General features: G+C 71.7%; 14 protein-coding genes. 6 read left to right on the plus strand and 8 right to left on the minus strand.

What is annotated here, in order from left to right:
* Positions 1-659: 659 nt before the first annotated feature.
* Positions 660-1,118, minus strand: coding sequence for a MarR family transcriptional regulator (locus ABZV34_RS27540; protein ID WP_356282059.1), 459 nt, complete (start codon positions 1,116-1,118; stop codon positions 660-662).
* A gap of 555 nt (positions 1,119-1,673) precedes the next feature.
* Here ABZV34_RS27540 and ABZV34_RS27545 point away from each other — a divergent pair.
* Positions 1,674-2,570 carry a glycosyltransferase gene (locus ABZV34_RS27545; RefSeq protein ID WP_356282062.1) on the plus strand — a complete coding sequence of 299 codons (897 nt, stop codon included), beginning with the start codon at positions 1,674-1,676 and terminating at the stop codon, positions 2,568-2,570.
* Positions 2,571-2,870: 300 nt separating this feature from the next.
* Positions 2,871-6,506 (plus strand): BTAD domain-containing putative transcriptional regulator, encoded by a 3,636-nt coding sequence (locus tag ABZV34_RS27550; RefSeq protein ID WP_356282064.1) that lies wholly within the window; start codon positions 2,871-2,873, stop codon positions 6,504-6,506.
* Here the strand turns inward: ABZV34_RS27550 and ABZV34_RS27555 are convergent, their stop codons facing one another.
* Together ABZV34_RS27555 and ABZV34_RS27560 are read right to left on the minus strand one after the other, a co-directional pair.
* Positions 6,507-8,198, minus strand: coding sequence for a bifunctional 3'-5' exonuclease/DNA polymerase (locus tag ABZV34_RS27555; RefSeq protein WP_356282067.1), 1,692 nt, complete (start codon positions 8,196-8,198; stop codon positions 6,507-6,509).
* Positions 8,199-8,321: 123 nt separating this feature from the next.
* A complete protein-coding gene (locus tag ABZV34_RS27560) occupies positions 8,322-9,044 on the minus strand; it encodes a Clp protease N-terminal domain-containing protein (protein WP_356282070.1) in 723 nt (240 codons plus the stop codon).
* 212 nt (positions 9,045-9,256) lie between these two features.
* Here ABZV34_RS27560 and ABZV34_RS27565 point away from each other — a divergent pair, with 212 nt between their 5' ends.
* Complete coding sequence (locus ABZV34_RS27565; protein WP_356282072.1) at positions 9,257-10,372, plus strand: DUF2786 domain-containing protein; 1,116 nt, start codon at positions 9,257-9,259, stop codon at positions 10,370-10,372.
* Between the two features lie 36 nt (positions 10,373-10,408).
* On the opposite strand, the gene ABZV34_RS27570 is transcribed toward ABZV34_RS27565, so the two are convergent.
* Positions 10,409-10,948, minus strand: coding sequence for a DUF4232 domain-containing protein (locus ABZV34_RS27570; RefSeq protein WP_356282075.1), 540 nt, complete (start codon positions 10,946-10,948; stop codon positions 10,409-10,411).
* A 239-nt stretch (positions 10,949-11,187) separates the two neighbouring features.
* On the minus strand, positions 11,188-11,715 hold the full coding sequence (locus ABZV34_RS27575) for a hypothetical protein (RefSeq protein WP_356282184.1): 528 nt from the start codon (positions 11,713-11,715) through the stop codon (positions 11,188-11,190).
* A gap of 1,159 nt (positions 11,716-12,874) precedes the next feature.
* Between ABZV34_RS27575 and ABZV34_RS27580 the strand changes: the two genes are divergently transcribed.
* A complete protein-coding gene (locus ABZV34_RS27580) occupies positions 12,875-13,135 on the plus strand; it encodes a DUF397 domain-containing protein (protein ID WP_153289320.1) in 261 nt (86 codons plus the stop codon).
* A gap of 114 nt (positions 13,136-13,249) precedes the next feature.
* On the opposite strand, the gene ABZV34_RS27585 is transcribed toward ABZV34_RS27580, so the two are convergent.
* Positions 13,250-13,777, minus strand: coding sequence for an ATP-binding protein (locus ABZV34_RS27585; protein ID WP_356282078.1), 528 nt, complete (start codon positions 13,775-13,777; stop codon positions 13,250-13,252).
* Between the two features lie 337 nt (positions 13,778-14,114).
* Between ABZV34_RS27585 and ABZV34_RS27590 the strand changes: the two genes are divergently transcribed.
* Both ABZV34_RS27590 and ABZV34_RS27595 read left to right on the plus strand, forming a co-directional pair.
* Positions 14,115-14,939 (plus strand): helix-turn-helix transcriptional regulator, encoded by an 825-nt coding sequence (locus tag ABZV34_RS27590; protein WP_356282187.1) that lies wholly within the window; start codon positions 14,115-14,117, stop codon positions 14,937-14,939.
* A 182-nt stretch (positions 14,940-15,121) separates the two neighbouring features.
* Entirely contained in the window at positions 15,122-16,582 is a 1,461-nt protein-coding gene (locus ABZV34_RS27595) for an aldehyde dehydrogenase family protein (protein WP_356282081.1), read from the plus strand.
* A gap of 432 nt (positions 16,583-17,014) precedes the next feature.
* On the opposite strand, the gene ABZV34_RS27600 is transcribed toward ABZV34_RS27595, so the two are convergent.
* On the minus strand, positions 17,015-18,421 hold the full coding sequence (locus ABZV34_RS27600) for a glutamate decarboxylase (RefSeq protein ID WP_356282084.1): 1,407 nt from the start codon (positions 18,419-18,421) through the stop codon (positions 17,015-17,017).
* Positions 18,422-18,558: 137 nt separating this feature from the next.
* Entirely contained in the window at positions 18,559-19,845 is a 1,287-nt protein-coding gene (locus tag ABZV34_RS27605; RefSeq protein WP_356282087.1) for an ion channel protein, read from the minus strand.
* Positions 19,846-19,850: the final 5 nt, after the last annotated feature.

Raw genomic sequence — 19,850 nt, forward strand, 5'->3', positions numbered from 1 at the left:
GTCCCGCGCCGCGTCGAACACGCCCGACACCCACGACGACGGTCCAGGCACCGTCCCACCATCACTCGGCAACACCATCTCTCCCCCGCACAACCGAAACTGCACCAGCAACTCTAGCTACCTGAGTGACAGTGCGTAGCTGTCTCGTCGCAGAGAGCGATCGAATCAGGCCACACGTAGTGCGCCGGGCGACTCGGCCCGCGCCCAGACGCTGGGCGAATCAGTGAGCATGGCTCCACTCCACCCTGGCGCAAGAGCGGCCGCGTAGCGCGTGTACTCAGTTGACTGGGCACAAATGATCAGTGGGGTCCACGCGGCCGGTTCCTGCGCTAGACGGTCGACCAGGCACGGGGCACGTGTGGCCAGTGTCTGAGTCCCGGCCCGCTGCTGGCGTCAGAAACAGAAAGTGCAAGGTGAATGGCCGGTACGCGACAGTACGTGGCGCGGGGCTGGCCTTGACCAGTGCCCGCGACGGCTGGCCCGGATACCGACCGCGGAATGTCGGGTTCGGGGAGGGCGGGTTCGGGGAGGGTGCGCGTTATTCGGGAGGACGTGCATGAGCTTCGTCGGCGCGCCTTCCTGGGGGAAGCGGTAGACCCGACTCATGGGTCACGAAGCCGACGTCCACCCGGGGCTGCGTCACGCGGCGCACCGCATGGTCAGCCGCGTGGCCAGGGGCGGCCGTCAAGACGTTCGATGTCGCGGTTGAAGCGGCTGAGGTAGGCGGCGAACTCGGCCACGTCCTCGGCCGTCCAGTCGACCATGACCTTCTCCAGACCCTCCAGGTTCTCGGTCCGGTGGATGTCCAGACGGCGTTCGCCCTCGGTGGTGATGGCGAACTTGCGGGCCATGCCGCCCTCCGGGTCGGGCATACGCTCGACGACCCCGGCCCGTACCATCGCGGCGGTCTGCCGGTTGAGGGTCGAGGCGTCCAGGCCGAAAGCCTCACTGAACTCGCCGATCGACATCGGCCCCTGTGCCTGGATGCGGCTGAGCAGGACGTACGCACTGCGGTCCAGTCGCTCCTCGCCGGCCCCACGCGCCCGCGGGTTGAGCATGTGCATGTGCCGCCCGAGCAGCATGGTCTCGAATTCCAGCAGATCAAGTGGCTTGTCCACGCGAGGCATCCTTCAGTTCCCGGCTCGCTTCCCCTGTCAGGGGAACTGCCTGCGGCTAGATATACCACCCATATGTGCATCGTACACTCGACATGTACTGTGCACATTCTCCGTCGCCCGAAACGGTGACCTGCTGCGCCCCATGGCGGCCATGGTTATTTATTAGTTCCGTGGGTTCCGGGCGGCCCTCAAGGGGTGGCCGGGCGCCCCGCCCGTCGCCGAGCACCTCGAGGTGCTCGGCGCGTACGTCGCCTGAGGGCGCGCGGGTGTGCGTCCGGTGAGAGTCGGCGGGGCTCCGGGCGCGCTCCCGTGCGGTGGTCCCCGCGCCGAGTAGGTTCGCCCCTGGCCGTGCGGCCGACCGGTCAGGCGGAGCCCTGGCAAGGGCCGGGCGGCGGGTGCGGCCGGCGGTCGGGACCGAGGTGCGTGCGGCGCGGGGAGCCGCGTACGACGTGAGGAACCGCATACGTGACAAGGAAAGGCGGCGTACCTGAGGGATACGCCCGGTGAACGGTTAGCATCGCGGGCAGTGTTGTCGGCCTGGGATGGAGTGGTGTCGTGCCGGAGGGTCCGCGGATCGCCGTTGCCGTCGTGACGATGGGCAATCGGCCCGTCGAGGTCGACGCGCTGCTCACCTCGGTGGCCAAGCAGGACGTCGCGCCCGCCCGCATCGTGATCGTGGGGAACGGGTGCCCGCTGCCCGACTTCGCCGAGCGGCTCGGACTGCCCGGCGACGTGACCACCATCGAGGTGGACGAGAACCTCGGCTGCCCGGGCGGACGGAACGTGGGCCTCGCCCGGCTCGCGGAGTTCGGAGACGTGGACGTCGTGGTCGAACTCGACGACGACGGACTGCTGGTCGACGCGGACGTGCTGCGCAAGGTCCGCGACCTGTACGCCGCCGACCCGCACCTCGGCATCGTCGGCTTCCGGATCGCCGACGAGAACGGCGAGACCCAGCGCCGGCACGTGCCCCGGGTCGGGGCGAAGGACCCGATGCGGGGCGGTCCGGTCACCGGGTTCCTCGGCGGTGGGCATGCCCTGTGGATGCCCATGGTGGCCGAGATCGGTGACTGGCCCGCCGAGTTCTTCTTCGCCCACGAGGAGACCGACATGGCCTGGCGTGCCATCGACGCCGGGTGGACCGTCCTGTACGAGCCCGAACTGCTGCTCCAGCACCCGAAGACCTCACCCGCCCGGCACGCCATCTACTACCGGGTCACCGCCCGCAACCGCGTCTGGCTCACCCGCCGCCGGCTGCCCCTCGCGCTCATCCCCGTGCACCTGGGGATCTGGGTGCTGCTCACGCTCCTGCGGACACGTTCGCTCGGCGGACTACGGGCCTGGTTCGGCGGCTTCGCGGAAGGCCTGCGCGAGTCCGGCGGCCGGCGGCAGCCGATGCGGTGGCGGACGGTGTGGCGGCTCACGCGGCTCGGACGCCCGCCCGTCATCTGACGGTCCGGCGGTCGCCGGGAAGGACGAAGGCCCCGGTCGTTCACCTACGACGACCGGGGCCCTCTCTGTCCCCGGATCCGGCCACGGCGGCGACACTCCCCCGAGTTACGCGTCGTACGCGCGCACCGTCGGGCCAGATCCGATGTGCTGATCCCATCAGGCCGCGCCAACGGATCGCTAACATGTGGCCAACGGTTCCCTCGGGAACCGGCCAACGGTTCCGCCGGAACCGGGGGACGGCCGGTGCGAAGTCGCCGGGGGCACGGTCGGACGGTGGCGTGGGAAGGCAGTGGACGGGCTATGCGGTACGGGCTGCGGTTCGGGCTGCTGGGTCCACCGGTCCTGTACGGCGCCGGCGGTGAGGTCGGGTCGATCGGCAGCGGCAAGCTGCGCGCGCTGCTGGTGGCGCTGCTGCTGGAGCCGGGCCGGGTCGTCTCGGTCGACGCGCTCAAGGACGCGCTGTGGGGCGGGGCGCCGCCCGCGTCCGCGCAGGCCTCACTGCAGAACCACGTCACCCGGCTGCGCCGTCTCCTCGACGATCCGGAGCGGCTGCGGGCGGTGCCGCCGGGGTATCTCCTGCGCGTCGGCGAGGGCGAGTTGGACGTCCGCGTCTTCGAGTCCCACGTCACGGCCGCGCGTGCCGCGCATACCGGGCGGGACGGCGCACGGGCGCTGCGTGAGGCCCTGGCGGCGCTCGCGCTGTGGCGCGGCACCCCGCTCGGCGGAGTCCGGCCCGAGCTCGGCGGCCATGCTCTCGTCCAGCGCCTGGAGGAGGCCCGCCTGTTGCTTCTGGAGTGGCGCTACGAGGCCGAGTTGTGGCTCGCGGGGCCGATCGCCGGAAGTGGCGGTGGCAGTGGCGGCGGCGGGGGAGCGGCCGGGACTTGGGGAAGTACGGAGGGTGCCCGGGGGACGCGTGGCTACGGGAACTCCACGAGCCACCCGGGCACCGGCACGGGCACGGGCACGGGCATGGGTACGGGCACGGAAGTCTCCGGGGACGTCAGGAGCGCTGCGGGCGCGGACGGCTCCCCGGAGGCCGGGAGCGCTGCGCGCGAGGACGGTTATGGGGGTTCCGCGAACCCCTCGGGCGCCGGTGCTTCTGCGCATGCCCGACTCGCGGTTCTCGCACCCGAGTTGGCCGCTCTCGTCGCGGAGCACCCCTTGCGGGAGGCCTTCCACCGGCTGTTGATGCTCGTGCTGCACCGCACCGGTCGCCAGGCGGAGGCCTTGGCCGTCCACCGCGACCTGCGGGCCCGTCTGGTCGAGGAGTTGGGGGTCGAGCCGGGTCCCGCGGTGCGCGAGGCGCATCTGGAGATCCTGCGGGACCGGGGGCCCGGCGGATCGGCCGGGCAAGCCAGAACGGCCGGATCAGCCGTGACAGGCAGGGCGGGTGCGTCGGACGGACCAGGCGGATTTGGTCGGCCGAGGAGAACGGGCGGACCGGGCAGGACGGGCGGGCCGAGCAGGGCAGACGGATCGGACAGGGCAGGCGGGCCGGCCGGAGAGGACAGGGCCGGTGTCGTCGGTCAGGACCTCTGTGTCGACGGAGGCGCAGCGGACATACCGCCCGTACCGCCCGTACTGGCCCCATCCGCGCATCCGCCCCCGCCCCGCCCCGCCCAACTCCCCCCTCCTCCAGCTCACTTCACCGGCCGCGGTGACGTGCGCGACGAACTGGGCCTGGTCCTGGACACGGACCGGCGGCTGCGCCTGCCCGTTCCGGCCGTGGCCGTCATCAGCGGCATGGCCGGGGTCGGCAAGAGCGCGCTGGCGCTGCACGTGGCCCATGGGCTGCGGGAACGATTCCCCGACGGTCAGCTGTACGTCAACCTGCACGGGGCCACTCCCGGAATGACGCCGCTCACGCCCGGCCAGGCGCTGGCGGCGCTGCTGCGCGACCTCGGCGTCGAGCCCCGCCGCATCCCCGAACTCCCCGACGCGGCAGCCGCGTTGCTCCGGTCGACGCTGGCCCCGACGCGCACCCTGATGGTGCTGGACGACGCCGCGCACGCCGCTCAGGTGCGGCCGCTGCTGCCGGCGGGCGCCGGGTGCGCGGTGATCGTGACGAGCCGGTCGCCGCTCACCGCGCTGGACGGCGCACACCGTTTCCCGCTCGCTCCGTTGTCGGACGAGGACAGCGCGGCGCTGCTGCGCGCGGTCTCCGGGCGCCGCGACGGCCTCGACGGCGGGCACCCGCTCGTCGAACTCACCGGCCGGCTCCCGCTCGCCCTGCGTGTCGTCGCCGCCCGCCTCGCCGCCCGTCGCGCGCTCACCCCCGACGCGCTGGCCGGTCAACTGACCGACACGGAAGGCCGGTTGCGTCATCTGGAGTACGACGACCTGAGCGTCCGCAGGTCCCTCGCCGTGGCCCATGACGCGCTGCGCGCCTCGGAACGCGAGGCCGACCGGGACGCGGCGCGCGCTCTGTGCAGCATCGGGGCCCTCGACCTGCCCGTCTACGGTGCGCCCCTGCTCGCCAGGCTCTCCGGGATCGCCGAACACCGCGCCGAGGCCGCGCTCGACCGCCTCGTCGACGTCGCCCTCCTCGAGGAGACGGCGTACGCCCGGTACGCACCCCACGACCTCGTCCGCGACTTCGCCCGGGAGATCGCGGGAGCGACGGGGGCGAAAGGAACGACAGGAACGACGGGAACGACAGGCGCGGCGGGAACGAGAGAGGCAACCCGGGCGACGGAGACAGTGGGGGCGACGAAGGCGGTGACCGCACCCCAGTCGGCCGAGGCACCCGGCGAAGCGGCCGGCGCGGCCGGCGCGGTCGGTGCGGAAGCCGCCAGGACGCATGGCGTGACCGCGGGCCCCTGCGTCTCCGAGCGTGCCCTGCGCTGGTACGCCGGAGTCGCCGCCCGCTCGCTCGAAGTGATCGTCGAGGCGGGGCTCGACCGCGCGGACCGCAGCCGGCCCACCGCCACGCAGCCGGCCGTCCACGCGGAGGACGTCGCCGTCACACCCCCGTTCCGCTGCGCCAAGGACGCCTTCGTGTGGGGCGATCTGGAGCTGGAGAACGTGATGACACTGGTGGAGCGGTACGCGGAGGTGTCCGCGTACGTTCCGGTGCTCGTGCGGCTGCTCAACCCCTACCTCCAGCGCAGCGGCCGGGTCGCGGAGTCGGAGGTGCTCCTGCGGACGGCGCTGGGCGCGGCGCGGCGGCTCGGCGACGAGGCCGCGCAGGCGTACGCGCTCGGGGATCTCGCGGGGCTGCACTTCATGACGGGGCGGGCGGGCGAGGCGCTCACGCTGAACGACGAGGCGCTGGCGATCTGGCGGCGGCTCGGGGTGCTGTCGTGGGTGCGGCGCGGCCTGAACAACCGCGGCATGCTCCTGGAGGGGATCGGACGGTACGAGGAGTCCAGCGAGGCGCTGCTGCTGAGCCTCGAACTCTCCCGGGAGCTGGGCGACCCGCACACGGAGGCCATCACCTACAGCCACCTCGGCAACCTGTACGAGCACACCGACGCCCGTGCCGCCATCGACCACCACGAGCGCAGCCTCGCGATCGGCGACGTCATGGATGACGTGATCATCCGGCACTCCGCGCACTGCAACATCGGCTACGCGCACCTCACTCTCGGGGAACCGGCCGCCGCCGTACCGCACTTCGAGGAGAGCCTGCGCATCCTCGGCGGGCACGACGACTGGCACGGGGAGTCGCAGACCCGGCTCGGGCTGGTGCGCGCGCTGCGCGGGGTGGGGCACTGCGAGCGGGCCGCGCGGGAGTGCGAGCTGCTGCTGTGCCGTGCCGACCGGCGCGCCGACCGGTTCACCGGCGGCCTGGCCCGGCACCAGCGCGGACTGCTGCTGCGCAGCCGGGGGGACGTCGAGGGAGCACACGCACAGTGGAGGACGGCGCTGGAGGCGCTGGACGGCAGGGACACCTCGGTGGTGGGCGAGCTGCGGGAGCTGCTCCACGAGGCGTAGCTACTTCGCGTCCGCGTAACACTCCACCACCGCGGTCGTGAAAGGGAAGTGGACCGGTGTCTCGCCGAACGTCAGCCTGCCCGCCAGCTCCGCGGCCTCCCGGACTGCCGCCACGACCACGTCCGCCTCCTCGGCCGGGCAGTGCACGATCACCTCGTCGTGCTGGAAGAAGACCAGCTCGGCGGCGAGTCCGGAGCAGGCGCGGCGGAGGGCGGCGAGCAGCAGCAGCGCCCAGTCGGCGGCGCTGCCCTGGACGACGAAGTTGCGTGCGAAGCGGCCGCGGGCCCGGGAGTCGGAGGAGGCGTATCCGGGCACCCAGCCCCGGGCGCCGGGTGACTCGGCGGGCTCGTCCTGGGGGAGGCCCGCCTCCTCGGACGCCTGGTCGGAGGCACCGGCGGCCGGGGGGCTGGTCCGGCCCAGCCATGTCCGTACGAGCCGGCCCTCCTCGCCCGCGCGGGCGGCGTCGTCCACGTACGCCACCGCCCTGGGGAAGCGGCGGCGCAGGGCGGCCAGGTTCTTCAGGCCGTCGCCCGACGTCTGCCCGTACACCGCGCCGAGGACGGCGAGCTTGGCCTGGGCGCGGTCGCCCGCGAAGGCCCGGTCCGACACCGCCTGGTAGAGGTCGCCCTCCCGGCCCGCGACCTCCATCAGACCGGGGTCGCGGGAGATCGCGGCCAGTACCCGCGGCTCCATCTGGTCGGCGTCGGCCACCACGAGCCGCCAGCCGGGGTCGGCGACGACGGCGCGGCGGATGACCTTGGGGATCTGGAGCGCGCCCCCGCCGTTGGTCACCCAGCGCCCGGTGACCGTACCGCCCGGCAGGTACTCGGGCCGGAAGCGTCCGTCGCGCACCCAGTCCTGCAGCCAGGACCAGCCGTGGGCCACCCAGATCCGGTACAGCTTCTTGTGGGCGAGCAGGGGCTCCACGGCGGGGTGGGTGAGGGATTCCAGCTCCCACCGCCGGGTGGACCCGACCTTGATCCCGGCCTGCGCGAAGGCTTTGACGACGTCGGCGGGCAGGTCGGGTCTGACCCGTCGGCCGAAGGCCGCCGAGACCTCGTCCGTGAGCTCGGCGAGGCGGCGGGGCTCGCCGCCGCCCGCGTACCGCTCGCCGAGCAGTTCGTTCAGCAGGTCGCGGTGGACGTCCGCGCGCCACGGCAGTCCCGTCGCGTTCATCTCCGCCGCCACCAGCATGCCCGCCGACTCGGCGGTGGTGAGCAGGTGCATGCGCTCGGGGTGGGTGGTGTCCGCGTGACGGCGACGCTGGTCCGCGTACACCTCGATGAGGTCCTCCAGGGGGAGGTGGACCGGGCGCGGCTCGAAGAGGGACGACTGCGAGCCGGGCTCGGCGGAGCGCTGCGGGGGGTCCGGCGGCACGGGCCCGCCGCGCAGCCTGGCCAGCGCGGCGGCCGCCGAGCGGGGTTCGCCGAGCCGGCCCTCGTGGCCGAGCAGCAGGTTTTCGGCGGCCTCGATGTCGTAGCACCGCTCCACGCGCACCCCGGCGGCGAGCAGGCGCGGGTGGACGTCGGCCGTGGACCGCCAGACCCACCGGACCACGTCGGGCCGGGCGCGCACGGCTTCGACGAGATCGGACTCCCTGCGCACCGGTCCCGCGGGCAGCCCGTCGGGTCCGAGGGGGGCGAGCTCCACGCCGCCGTCCTCGGCCGGTCCGACAGCCCACCGGTCGCTCATGATGCCGAGTCTCGCAGCAGGGTCTGACAACGCCGTCGTGACGACGCGGCTGGTCGTGACGACGCGGCTGGTCGGGGCGGCGCGACGGCGCGGCCGGGCACGCCGTCGCGGCGGCCCGGGCTGTCACGGCGCCTTGGTGAGGTCCTCCAGCGCGCGGGCGATGTGGGCTTCGGTCGCCTGCTTGGTGACGCCGACGCCGCTGAGCACGCCCTGGCCGTTCTCGTGCTCCAGGAGGGCCAGAAGGATGTGTTCGGTGCCGATGTAGTTGTGGCCGAGCCGGAGAGCCTCGCGGAAGGTGAGTTCCAGGGCCTTCTTCGCGGCGGGACCGTAGGGGACGAGTTCCGGCACCTCGGCGGTGGCCGGCGGCAGCGCCGCGGTCGCCGCCTCACGCAGCGTGTCCAGGGTGACGCCCTGCGCGGTGATCGCGAGCGCGGCGAGACCCTCGGGCTCGGCTAGCAGACCGAGGACCAGGTGCTCGGGGAGGCCTTCGGCGTTGCCCGAGGCCTTGGCCTCGGCGTGTGCGGCCATGACCACGTGCCGGGCGCGTGGTGTGTAGCGGCCGAAGCCCTGGCTGGGGTCGAGGTCCGACTCGGCCTTCGGGACGAACCGCTTCTGCGCCGCCTGCCGGGTGACTCCCATGCTCCTGCCGATGTCCGTCCAGGACGCGCCCGAACGCCGGGCCTGGTCGACGAAGTGCCCGATCAGATGGTCGGCGACGTCGCCGAGGTGGTCCGCGGCGATCACCGCGTCCTGGAGCTGGTCGAGCGCGTCGGTGTGGACCTTCTTGATGGCCTCGATGAGGTCGTCGAGACGTACGGATGGCGTGCCGAGTGGGTTCGTCGTCATGTGTCAACCGTAGGTTGACAGTCGAGGAGTGTCAACCCGAAGTTGACATCTCCGTGAGAGAGCCTCCGCGAGAGAGCCTCCGCGAGAGGGCCTCCGCCGGAAACGCCCACGGAAAAAACTGTCCACAGGCTGTGGATACTTTTTCCGCCCGACGGAGATCCCGGCGGCACCTGCCCCGGAGGCGGCCCCGGAGCGCGTGGCACGATCGGAGCATGAGCAGCAGTACGACGCCCAGCACCGTGGAGCGCGCCTTCGGGGCCGCCCTTTACGCCGAGACCGACGCGACCCTCGACACGGGCGCCTCGCTGCTCGCCGCCGACCCCGCGTCCGACGCCGAACTCGCCCTGCGCGGCGCGGAGTTCGTCGCCGTCGCCTGGCGCCGCGGCTGGCAGCCCGCCGACGTCGTACGGATCGTGCGGCGCGAACTGGACGACGTACACGTAAGCCTGGTGTCGACCCTGATCCTGCGGGAGGACCGGACACCCCGGGGTCCGCGCTGGGCGGCTCAGCTCGACGAACTGGACGCGGACACCGAGCCGCAGCGCACCGACCGCTTCACGCACGCCACCACCGTCCTGGAGCTGTACCGGCTGCTGCTGCGGCTGCCCGCCATCGAGCCGCTGGACCCGCCCCGGCAGGACGCGCCGCAGGACTCCCGGATGCTCACCCGTATCCGGGCCCTGCTCGCCAAGGCCGAGGCGACCGGCTTCCCGGAGGAGGCGGAGGCGCTGAGCGCCAAGGCGCAGGAGCTGATGGCGCGGCACAGCATCGACGAGGCGCTGCTCGCCGCCCGTACCCACGCCAAGGACGCGCCCGGCGCCTGCCGCATCGGTGTCGAACCGCCGTACGAGACGGCCAAGGCGGTACTGCTCGACGCGGTGGCCGGCGCGAACCGCTGCCGTGCCGTGTGGAACGAGCCTCTCGCCTTCTCGACCGTCGTCGGCTTCGAACCCGACCTGGAGGCGGTCGAACTCCTCTACACCTCGCTGCTCGTGCAGGCCACCGCCGCGATGACGAAGGCGGAGGCGGCCCAGCGGGCGGGCGGGCGGAAACGTACGAAGACGTTCCGGCAGTCGTTCCTCGCCGCGTACGCCCATCGCATCGGGGACCGGCTCGCGACGGCCGCCGAGGGGCAGGTCGCGTCGGCGGAGGGGGAGCTGCTGCCCGTCCTGGCGGCCCGCGAGGTGGCGGTCACCGACCACATGGAACAGATGTTCCCGGACACCGTCACCACCCGGCTGCGCGGGGTGGACGACGCGGCGGGGTGGCAGGAAGGGGCCGCCGCGGCGGACCGGGCCCAGGTCAGGGCCCGGCCGCCGCTGCGATGAGACGACGGCCGGCGTGCCCGGGGAGCGGTGGATCGCTCAGTCGCCGGCCGCCTGGAAGGTGCTCACGGAGGCGTTCAGGTCGTCCGGTCCGGTCTTGCCCGCGAGAGGGCCGTACGACCACTTGAAGCGCTGGGCGTCCTTGGCGCCGGGCAGACTGATCTTCAGTGAGGTCGCGGCGAGGCTCTTCGCGTCGCCCGCGGCGCCCCGCACGTAGGTGATCGTGAAGGAGGCGGTGCCGTCCTTCGCCAGGGTCATCTTCTGCGGCTTCGCCGACTTGTCCGCGAAGACCTCCGTGCCACGGGCGCTGTCGTGCACCTCGATGCCGGGGAAGCCCTCAAGGGTGCACTTGTCGCCGTGGTTGGTGAGCGTGACGGGCACGTTGCCGGTGTCCCCGGCGGCCGGGGCGGTGTTGGCGGGGCCGACCTCGAAGTCGATCCGGTCGATCGCGCAGGCGGTGGAGGAGGCCGAGGTCGCCGGGGAGCCGCCGGAATCCTTCTTGTCGGCGCCGCCGCTGTCGCAGGCGGTCAGCATGAGGGCCGCCGCGGCGGTGACGACGGCGATCGGAAGGGCGCGCATGGGTTTCCCCCTGGGTTCGTGACGGTGCACACCGATCATCACGCAGACCGGGGGACGAGTGTCGCGCGACCCCCCGCTCCGGCGCGTCGTCCGTGCGACCGCCAGCCGGAGAATCACCGGAACGTCGAGCGGGGGCGGGCCGGCGGGCGTCCGATGCGGGGCCGCGGGACTCGGGGAGATCCGCGGCCCGTCCGGGGGCAGGGACCGCAAGTGCGCAGGCGGGAGCCGTGGACGGGGGGTCAGGACCCCAGGCTCGCCGTCGGCAGGCCCGACGGCAGCTTGCCGCCCTGGGCTCTGGTGTACGACTCCTTGCCGAGACCGCCCGACCAGGTGACCTTGAGCGTCGTGCCGTTGACGGAGTCGACCATGCCCGTGGCGCGCTGCTTGTTCCCGTCCGTACAGGTGAGGCGGATCATCCGCATACCCGCCTCCTCCCCGGCCGTACCGCTGCACACGGTGCCGCCCGTCGCGAAGAGCCCGGCCTGCTTCCCGGTGATCACCAGCGCCACCGCCTTGCCGCCCGTGGTGGCCAGCCAGCTGCCCTCGAGCCCCGCGTTGGCGGTGGGCGACGTTCCCGTATCCCCGCCCGCGCCGCCGGTTCCGGAGCCGCCAGGGCTCGCGGTCGTCTCCGGGGAGCCGGAGCCGGAGCCGGAGCCGGAGGGGGTGGAGCCGTAGCTGCTGCAGCCGGTCAGCGTGAGCGCGCCCGCCAGACCCGCGGCCACGAGCGCGGCGGTGGCCGCGGCCCGAGCCCGCCGACGCGGGCGGATCGCCGAAGTCGCCGATGTCACTGAAGCCCCCAAGAGTGGTGGTGTCGCTGGGGTCGCCGAAACGACCGCAGCAAGCTACCAGGAGCATGCGTGAACGCCTCGGGCGAGTCGTGCGGAGATCGTACGGATGTTCCGAGCGGGCCGACCCGGCCCGGCGCGAGCGGTCCCGTCCCGCCCCTGCGGGTCCCGTCCACGACCGCCCATCCGCGCCGTCCCCTCTCGTCCCGTCCGGCCCGGACGCCATCGACGACACTCGATGGGAATACCGCGGCCCCGTTTCCGCGCTCTCCTCTTTCTTTTCCTCACCCGCTGGACATCCGTCACCGCTAGACATCCGTCGAATGACGCTACGAGGAGGCACGGCCGGGTCCGCCGGTGTTCGCGGTGTTCGCGGTGTCAACGACGGCGGTGTCCGGCACCACACCGAGTGCGCCCACCGGACCGTCGGCTCGGATGGCCTGGAAGTGGCTTCGGCGTGACCGTGACCGCGTCCCGGAGAACCGGCCCGCGGCCCGCGAGTCCGGACGCGGCGGCCTGCCCCGCCGCGCTCCGACGTGCTGGACCACGGCGAGATCACGTACGGCGAACCTGTCGGTCCGCCTCGGCCGCGCGGGCGCCGACCTGCCCTGGAGGTTCCTCCGCCGGGGCGGGGCGGTCCGCGACGCCGGGTGCGGTCGTGCGACTGTAGGGGTGGCAGGGGCTGTTGGTGTGTGCGAGCGGGAACGTGGGGAAGCGCGTGCCGCGGCCGGACCGCCGCTCCGGCCGCCGACCGGATCACCGGTCGGAGGTTGAAAACCGGACGTTGAAGCCGAACGTTGAAACTCGAAAGGCTCGCCGTGCGTCTGTTCCTAGTACATAGGGATTCGACCCGGGCGAACCCGTACGGATGCCGGGGCGGACGAGCATGCACGGGGGCGGAGGTCGCGTTTCGGGCGACTTCCGGGGCAGACGATGGACCGTCGGCGGCCTGGCGGGCAGCAGGCCGTAGTCAAGCGGACAGCGGGCAGTAGTCAAAGGCCGGTAAAAGCTGTAACCGTGGGACCACCCCCCGTGCACGTGCATCTGCTCATGCATCTGCACATGAACAGAGCTATGATCCGGGGCAGTTGGCCACTGCATCAATGGCCACATCGGCCACTGCACGACCGGGGAGCGACCTGTGGACCACGACGTGTGCGACGTGGATGACGTGTACAACGGCATGGCTGCGACAGAGCTGACCGGGGTGGCCTGGCAGAAGAGCAGGCACAGCAACTCGCAGGGATCCTGTGTGGAGTTCGCGAGGCTGCCGGGCGGTGACGTGGCCGTGCGGAACTCGCGGTTCCCCGAGGGGCCGGCGCTCGTCTACACCCGCGCCGAGATCGAGGCGATGCTCCTGGGCATCAAGGACGGCGAGTTCGACCACCTGATCGCGGGCTGAGGGCCGGGTGCCGGCGGAGCGTTGGTGGGGCCTCTTTCCGTGAACGCGGCGCGGTTGTCACATCGCGTTGCGTAACGCGCGTAGAACCGCGGCGCCGAAAGGCGCCGCGGTTCTTCATTCGGCCGGGGCCGGGGCCGCCGTGACGGGGGCGTGCGGCGGGAGCCGGAACAGCGCCCAGACGACCTTGCCGCTGAGGGTGCCCGCGAGCGGGTGCCAGCCCCAGCTGTCGGCGAACGAGTCGACCAGGAACAGGCCCCGGCCCGACTCCGCGGAGAAGTCGTCCGAGTCGCCCGCCACGGGACTGTCGTGACTCGGGTCGCGCACCGCGCACACCAGACGTGAGGTCCACCGCATCAAGTGCAGCCGCACGGGCGCGCCCTGGTCGTCCGCGCGGGGTGTGTCCGAGGGCAGGGCGTGCCGCAGCGCGTTGGTCACGAGTTCCGAGACCACCAGGCACACGTCGTCGAAGCGATCGCCTATGTCCCACTGGTCCAGTGTCCTGCGCGTGAACTGCCGGGCCTCGCGCACCGCTTCGTACCGTGGGGGCAGGGCGCAGGAAGCGGCGCTGGACACGGCCGCGGGATCGAGCGGCGGAAGTCCCTGCCGTAAGGGCTCGAGCATGGTCGATCCATTCGTCCCCATGCGAGGCACTCCCGGGTGTTCGCGGTCGTTGCGATGCAGCGGTGGCGCGGGGACCATGGTTCCGAATGCGTACAGCAGATGCAAGGGCAGATGCACGTGCACGCGCCCGAATTGAAGGCTTGTACACCCCTTTCTGGTTACTTCTTCTGTCACCTTCTTCCCTGTTGTTGGCCCTCGCGTGGTCCTTTACTGCATCACGCCTTCGGAAGCTTTCCGTTTCTGTAATCGAACGAGTACTGCTTGAAGTGTTTTAGTGGCAGACTTCGGCGTCTGAAGACGGTTGGGGAGGCGGACGAACGTGAGCGCTGGTGAGTCGAGCGGCTCTGTGGTGCGGCGCATGCTGCTCGGGTCACATCTGCGGCGCCTGCGGGAGGCGCGCGGAATCACCAGGGAAGCGGCCGGCTACTCGATCCGTGCCTCCGAATCGAAGATCAGCCGCATGGAGTTGGGACGGGTGAGCTTCAAGACGCGCGACGTCGAGGACCTGCTGACGTTGTACGGCATCACGGACGAGGCCGAGCGCACCTCCCTGGTGTCCCTCGCCAAGGAGGCCAACGTCGCGGGCTGGTGGCACAGTTACTCGGACGTCCTGCCCAGCTGGTTCCCGACCTACGTCGGCCTGGAGGGCGCGGCCCACCTGATCCGGTCGTACGAAGTCCAGTTCGTGCACGGCCTGTTGCAGACCGAGTCCTACGCCCACGCGGTCGTCGCGCGCGGCATGAAGGGCGCGAGCGCGGCCGACATCGATCGCCGGGTGGCGCTGCGCCTGGAACGGCAGAAGTACCTCGTCTCCGAGAAGTCTCCGGAGTTCCACATCATCCTGGACGAGGCCGCGCTGCGCCGTCCCTACGGCGACCGTGAGGTGATGCGCGGCCAGCTCCAGCATTTGATCGAGGTGTCCGAGCGCCCCAACGTGCGCCTCCAGGTGATGCCGTTCAGCTTCGGCGGCCACTCCGGCGAGAGCGGATCGTTCACGATCCTGAGCTTCCCCGAGTCCGATCTGTCGGACGTCGTCTATCTGGAGCAGCTCACCAGCGCGCTCTACCTGGACAAGCGCGAGGACGTCACCCAGTACGAGAGTGCGCTGAAGCAGCTGCAGCAGGACAGTCCCGGGCCCTCCGAGAGCCGTGATCTGCTCCGCGGACTGCTCCAGCTCTCCTGATCCCTCGACCTGGCGTCGCCCGGCCGCCTCCGCCCTCCGCGGGGAGTCTTCACGTACTGCCCCGAGGGCACTCCAACTCCCTTTGACCACAAGTACGATGACGTCTGATCAGACGTTGATCGGATGTCTGCCGACTCAGACTCAAAATGTCTGCCTCGGCAGCAAGGGGATCGAGGGAGCACATGTCGTCCTACTTCACCGACCTGGCCCGGCAGTACATCGGCGGGGAGTGGCGCCCGGGCACCGGCTCCTGGGACATCATCGACTTCAACCCGTACGACGGTGAGAAGCTGGCGTCCATCACGATAGCCACGGTGGACGAGGTCGACGAGGCCTACCGCGCGGCCGAGCGCGCCCAGAAGGAATGGGCCGCGGTCAACCCGTACGCGCGCCGAGCCGTCTTCGAGAAGGCCCTGCGTCTCGTCGAGGAGCGCGAGGCGGAGATCACCGAGGTGATCATCGCCGAGCTCGGCGGCACCCACCTCAAGGCCGGCTTCGAGCTCCACCTCGCCAAGGAGTTCCTGCGCGAGTCCGTCCAGCTGGCGCTGCGGCCCGAAGGCAGGATCCTTCCCTCGCCGATCGACGGCAAGGAGAACCGCGTCTACCGCGTACCCGTCGGTGTCGTCGGCGTGATCAGCCCCTTCAACTTCCCCTTCCTGCTCTCCCTGAAGTCCGTCGCGCCGGCCCTGGCGCTGGGCAACGGCGTCGTCCTGAAGCCGCACCAGAACACCCCGATCGTCGGCGGCTCACTGGTCGCCAAGATCTTCGAGGACGCGGGACTCCCCGGCGGCCTGCTCAACGTCGTGATCACCGACATAGCGGAGATCGGCGACGCCTTCATCGAGCACCCCGTCCCGAAGGTCATCTCCTTCACCGGTTCCGACAAGGTCGGCCGGCACGTCGCGACGGTCTGTGCCTCGCACTTCAAGAACGCGGTCCTCGAACTCGGCGGCAACAGCGCGCTGGTGGTCCTGGACGACGCCGACATCGACTACGCCGTGGACGCGGCGGTCTTCAGCCGGTACGTCCACCAGGGCCAGGTCTGCATGGCCGCCAACCGCGTACTCGTGGACCGCTCGGTCGCGGAGGAGTTCACCGAGAAGTTCGTCGCCAAGGTCAGGACGCTGAAGGTGGGCGACCCGAGCGACCCGCGGACGATCATCGGCCCGGTCATCAACTCCTCCCAGGCGGACGCGATCACGGGCGCCGTCGACCAGGCGATCGCCGAGGGCGCCACCGCGCTCGTACGCGGCACCACCACCGACAACCTGGTCGAGCCGACCGTCCTGACGGACCTGCCGTCCGACTCCGCCATCCTCCGTCAGGAGATCTTCGGCCCGGTCGCACTCCTCGTCCCCTTCGACGGCGAAGAGGAGGCCGTACGCATCGTCAACGACACCCCCTACGGGCTCAGCGGCGCCGTCCACACCGCCGACGTCGAGCGCGGAGTCTCCTTCGCCAAGCAGATCGACACCGGCATGTTCCACGTCAACGACGGCACCGTGCACGACGAGCCGCCGGTCGCCTTCGGCGGCGAGAAGCACTCGGGCATCGGCCGCCTGAACGGCGAGGCGACGGTCGAGGCGTTCACCACCCAGAAGTGGATCTCGGTGCAGCACGGGCGGAGTCTCTTCCCGTTCTGAGGAAGGGGCGGGGCGGAGAATCCCGCACCCCGGTCGCACGGAGTCCTGAACCGACGGTGTCCCCGGACGGCGCGAGCGCCTTCGTGCCGGCGGCCCAGGAACAGGAGGCCCGTCACCCGGAGCGCCGGTGGGCGGGCCATCACCTGGGCGCATGTCAGCGATCCGTCTCCTGGCGCTGAGGGGCGTGCGCCGGCATGGGCGGGCCGACGGGTACCAGGTGCGCGACGACCTCGAGTACCGGGGCGGGTCTGAGGGCACCGCCCCCAGACCCCTACCGGGGGCGCTGCGCCCCTGGACCCCCGCCATCGCCCGAAGGGCTCGTCCTCGAACGCCGGACGGGCTGGAGATGCGGGCCGCGCCGCATGGTTCACGCCCGGCTGGGGGCCCCGGGGGCGCGGCCCCCAGGAACGGGACCGCGCGCGGCCCGCGCCGTCAGTGGTGGAAGCCGGTCGCCCGCTGCTTGTCCTGGGTCCACGGATGCGGCTGGCGGCGCAGCTGGGGCACCAGCCGGCCCAGGTCCTCCAGGAAGAGGTCGGCGAGGTCCGCCGAGAAGCCGTTACGGCACACCACACGCAGCACGGACAGGTCCTCCCGGTTGGCCGGGAAGGTGTACGCGGGCACCAGCCAGCCGTTCTCCCGCATGCGCCGGGACACGTCGAAGACGTCGTACGCGCTCACATGGGGTGCCGTCGTGAAGGCGAAGACGGGCAGCTCGTCGCCCCGGGTGATCAGGCGGAAGTCCTCCAGCGCCTCGATCCGTTCGGCGAGCCCGCGGGCCAGGTCCCGGGTCGTCTGCTGGACGGCCCGGTAGCCCTCCCGGCCCAGTCGCAGGAAGGAGTAGTACTGCGCCGCGACCTGCGCGCCCGGCCGGGAGAAGTTGAGCGCGAAGGTCGGCATGTCGCCGCCCAGGTAGTTGACGCGGAAGACGAGTTCCTCCGGCAGCTCGGCCGACGACCGCCACAGCGCCCATCCGACACCCGGGTAGACGAGCCCGTACTTGTGCCCCGAGGTGTTGATCGACGACACCCTCGGCAACCGGAAGTCCCAGACCAGGTCCGGGTCCAGGAAGGGGGCGATCATCCCGCCGGACGCGCCGTCCACATGGACGGGGATGTCCAGGCCCGTACGTTCCTGGAGCAGGTCGAGGGCCGCGCAGAGGTCCGCGATCGGCTCGTAGGACCCGTCGAAGGTGGAGCCGAGGATCCCGACGACCCCGATGGTGTTCTCGTCGCACAGCTCGGCCGCCGCCTGCGCGTCGAGGTGGAACCGGTCGCCCTCCATGGGTACTTGGCGGGCCTCGACCTCCCAGAAGTTGCAGAACTTCTCCCAGCAGACCTGGACGTTCACCCCCATGACGAGGTTGGGGCGCGCTCCCGGGTAGCGGTCCGCGTTCCGCTGCGTCCAGCGCCGCTTCAGCGCCATCCCCGCGAGCATGCACGCCTCGCTCGAACCGGTCGTGGAACAGCCCACGACGGCCCCGGGATCGGGTGCGTTCCACAGGTCCGCGAGCATGGCCACGCAGCGTCGCTCCAGCTCGGCGGTGCGCGGGTACTCGTCCTTGTCGATCATGTTCTTGTCGAGGCACTCCGCCATCAGCACCCCGGCCTGCGGCTCCATCCAGGTGGTGACGAAGGTGGCGAGATTCAGCCGGGCGTTGCCGTCCAGCATCAGTTCGTCGTGGACCAGTTGATACGCGATCGTGGGCGTCAGCGGCCGGTCCGGGAGCCGGTGCTTGGGAGGGGCCTCGGTCATGTCGCCGAGCGGATTCGCGTCGCCGAAGAAGGGGTTGACGGACATCGGTCGCTCGTCGGGCTTCTCGGGGCCGTTGTGGAGCGGCATGAGCTCTCCCATCGCGTCGGAGGTTCGGAGGGTCGGGGGCCGGAGTGGGCGGGGGAAGGTGTCGGTCTGTCCTGGGGTCTGTGAGGGCCTGTGGGGGGCCGAAGGGGTCCAGTGGGGTTCCATGAGGCGCTGTGGGGTCAACGAACGGCGGTTCCGTCCTGGTGGAGCTGCATCTGCGGGCTGCCGGTCACCAGCAGCCAGGCCGGCAGACTCGCGATGCACAGCAGGGCGAGAATCGTGGGGGAGGCGACCAGGACGGCCGCCGTGAACAGGCTCAGCCAGCCCTGCCGGGTGACCGCGAGGAGCATGCCCAGCACCCCCGCGGACACGCCGAGAGCGGCCGGGACCGCCGGGACGAGCGCGTGGGCGAACAGCCCGAACGCGGCGCCGATGAAGACGGCCGGGAAGATCCGGCCGCCCCGGAAGCCGCAGGACGCGGCGACGACCAGGGCGGCGAGCTTCACCACCGTCATCGTGGCGAACTGCCCGGCCGACCAGCCCTCGGGGTTCCCGGCCAGCTCACTGACCTCGTCCAGCCCCTTGAAGAGCGTCAGATGCCCGCCCAGGGCGCCCAGCAGGCCGAGGACGAGCCCGCCGAGCGGGAGCGCCAGCATGGGGTGCCCGAGCCGGGAGAAGGCGCCGTGGACGTACGGGAAGGCGTAGACCGCCGCCATGCCGAGCAGTGCCGCCGCGGAGGAGATCACGAGTGCGGCCAGGACGTGGCCCCCGCTGAGCGGTCCGAGCGGGGGCAGACGGAGGTCGAAGGCCGGATGAGACACCAGAGCGGTCGTCGTGGCACCCGTTGCGGCGGCCGTCAACGGCGCGAACAGGTTGTCCCACAACCTGCCCTCCAGTTGTTGTCCGGCGAGCGACTCGGAGATGACCAGCGCCGCCGCGACCGGGGTTCCGAACAGCGCGCCGAGCGTCGCCGCCTCGGCCAGCGTCCCCCACAGACCACCGGGCAGCCGTGGCGCGAGTCTGCGTCCCAGCCAGAACGCCAGGGCGACATTGCCGGCGATGATCGGGTTCTCCGGCCCCAGACTCGGACCGCCGGCCAGCATCAGCGCGGTCGCCAGCAGCAGGCTCGGCAGCACGGCGGGCGGCACCGGGGGCGCCGCGAGCCCGATGGTCGCCGGGTCGGGGCCCGCGTGGCCCGGGACCTTCCACACCACCAGCCCGACCAGAACGCCCGTCGAGGTGAGGACGACGAGCATCCAGAGCACGGAGTACCGGCCGACCCCCAGCGACTCCGGGAGGCCGTTCCAGAGCACCTCCTGGAGTCTCTCCGCGAGCGCGCTCACCCCCAGGTACAGAAGGCTGGCCCCGACGCCGACGACGAGTGCGGGGACGATCAGCGGCAACAGCGCCCGTGCGGGGGTCGCCGGGGCGAAGGCGTGTGCCTGCCGGGCCGCGTCGTGGGTCACGCGGT

This window comes from Streptomyces sp. NPDC005195 (assembly GCF_040608315.1).
Classification (GTDB): Bacteria; Actinomycetota; Actinomycetes; order Streptomycetales; family Streptomycetaceae; genus Streptomyces; species Streptomyces kaempferi.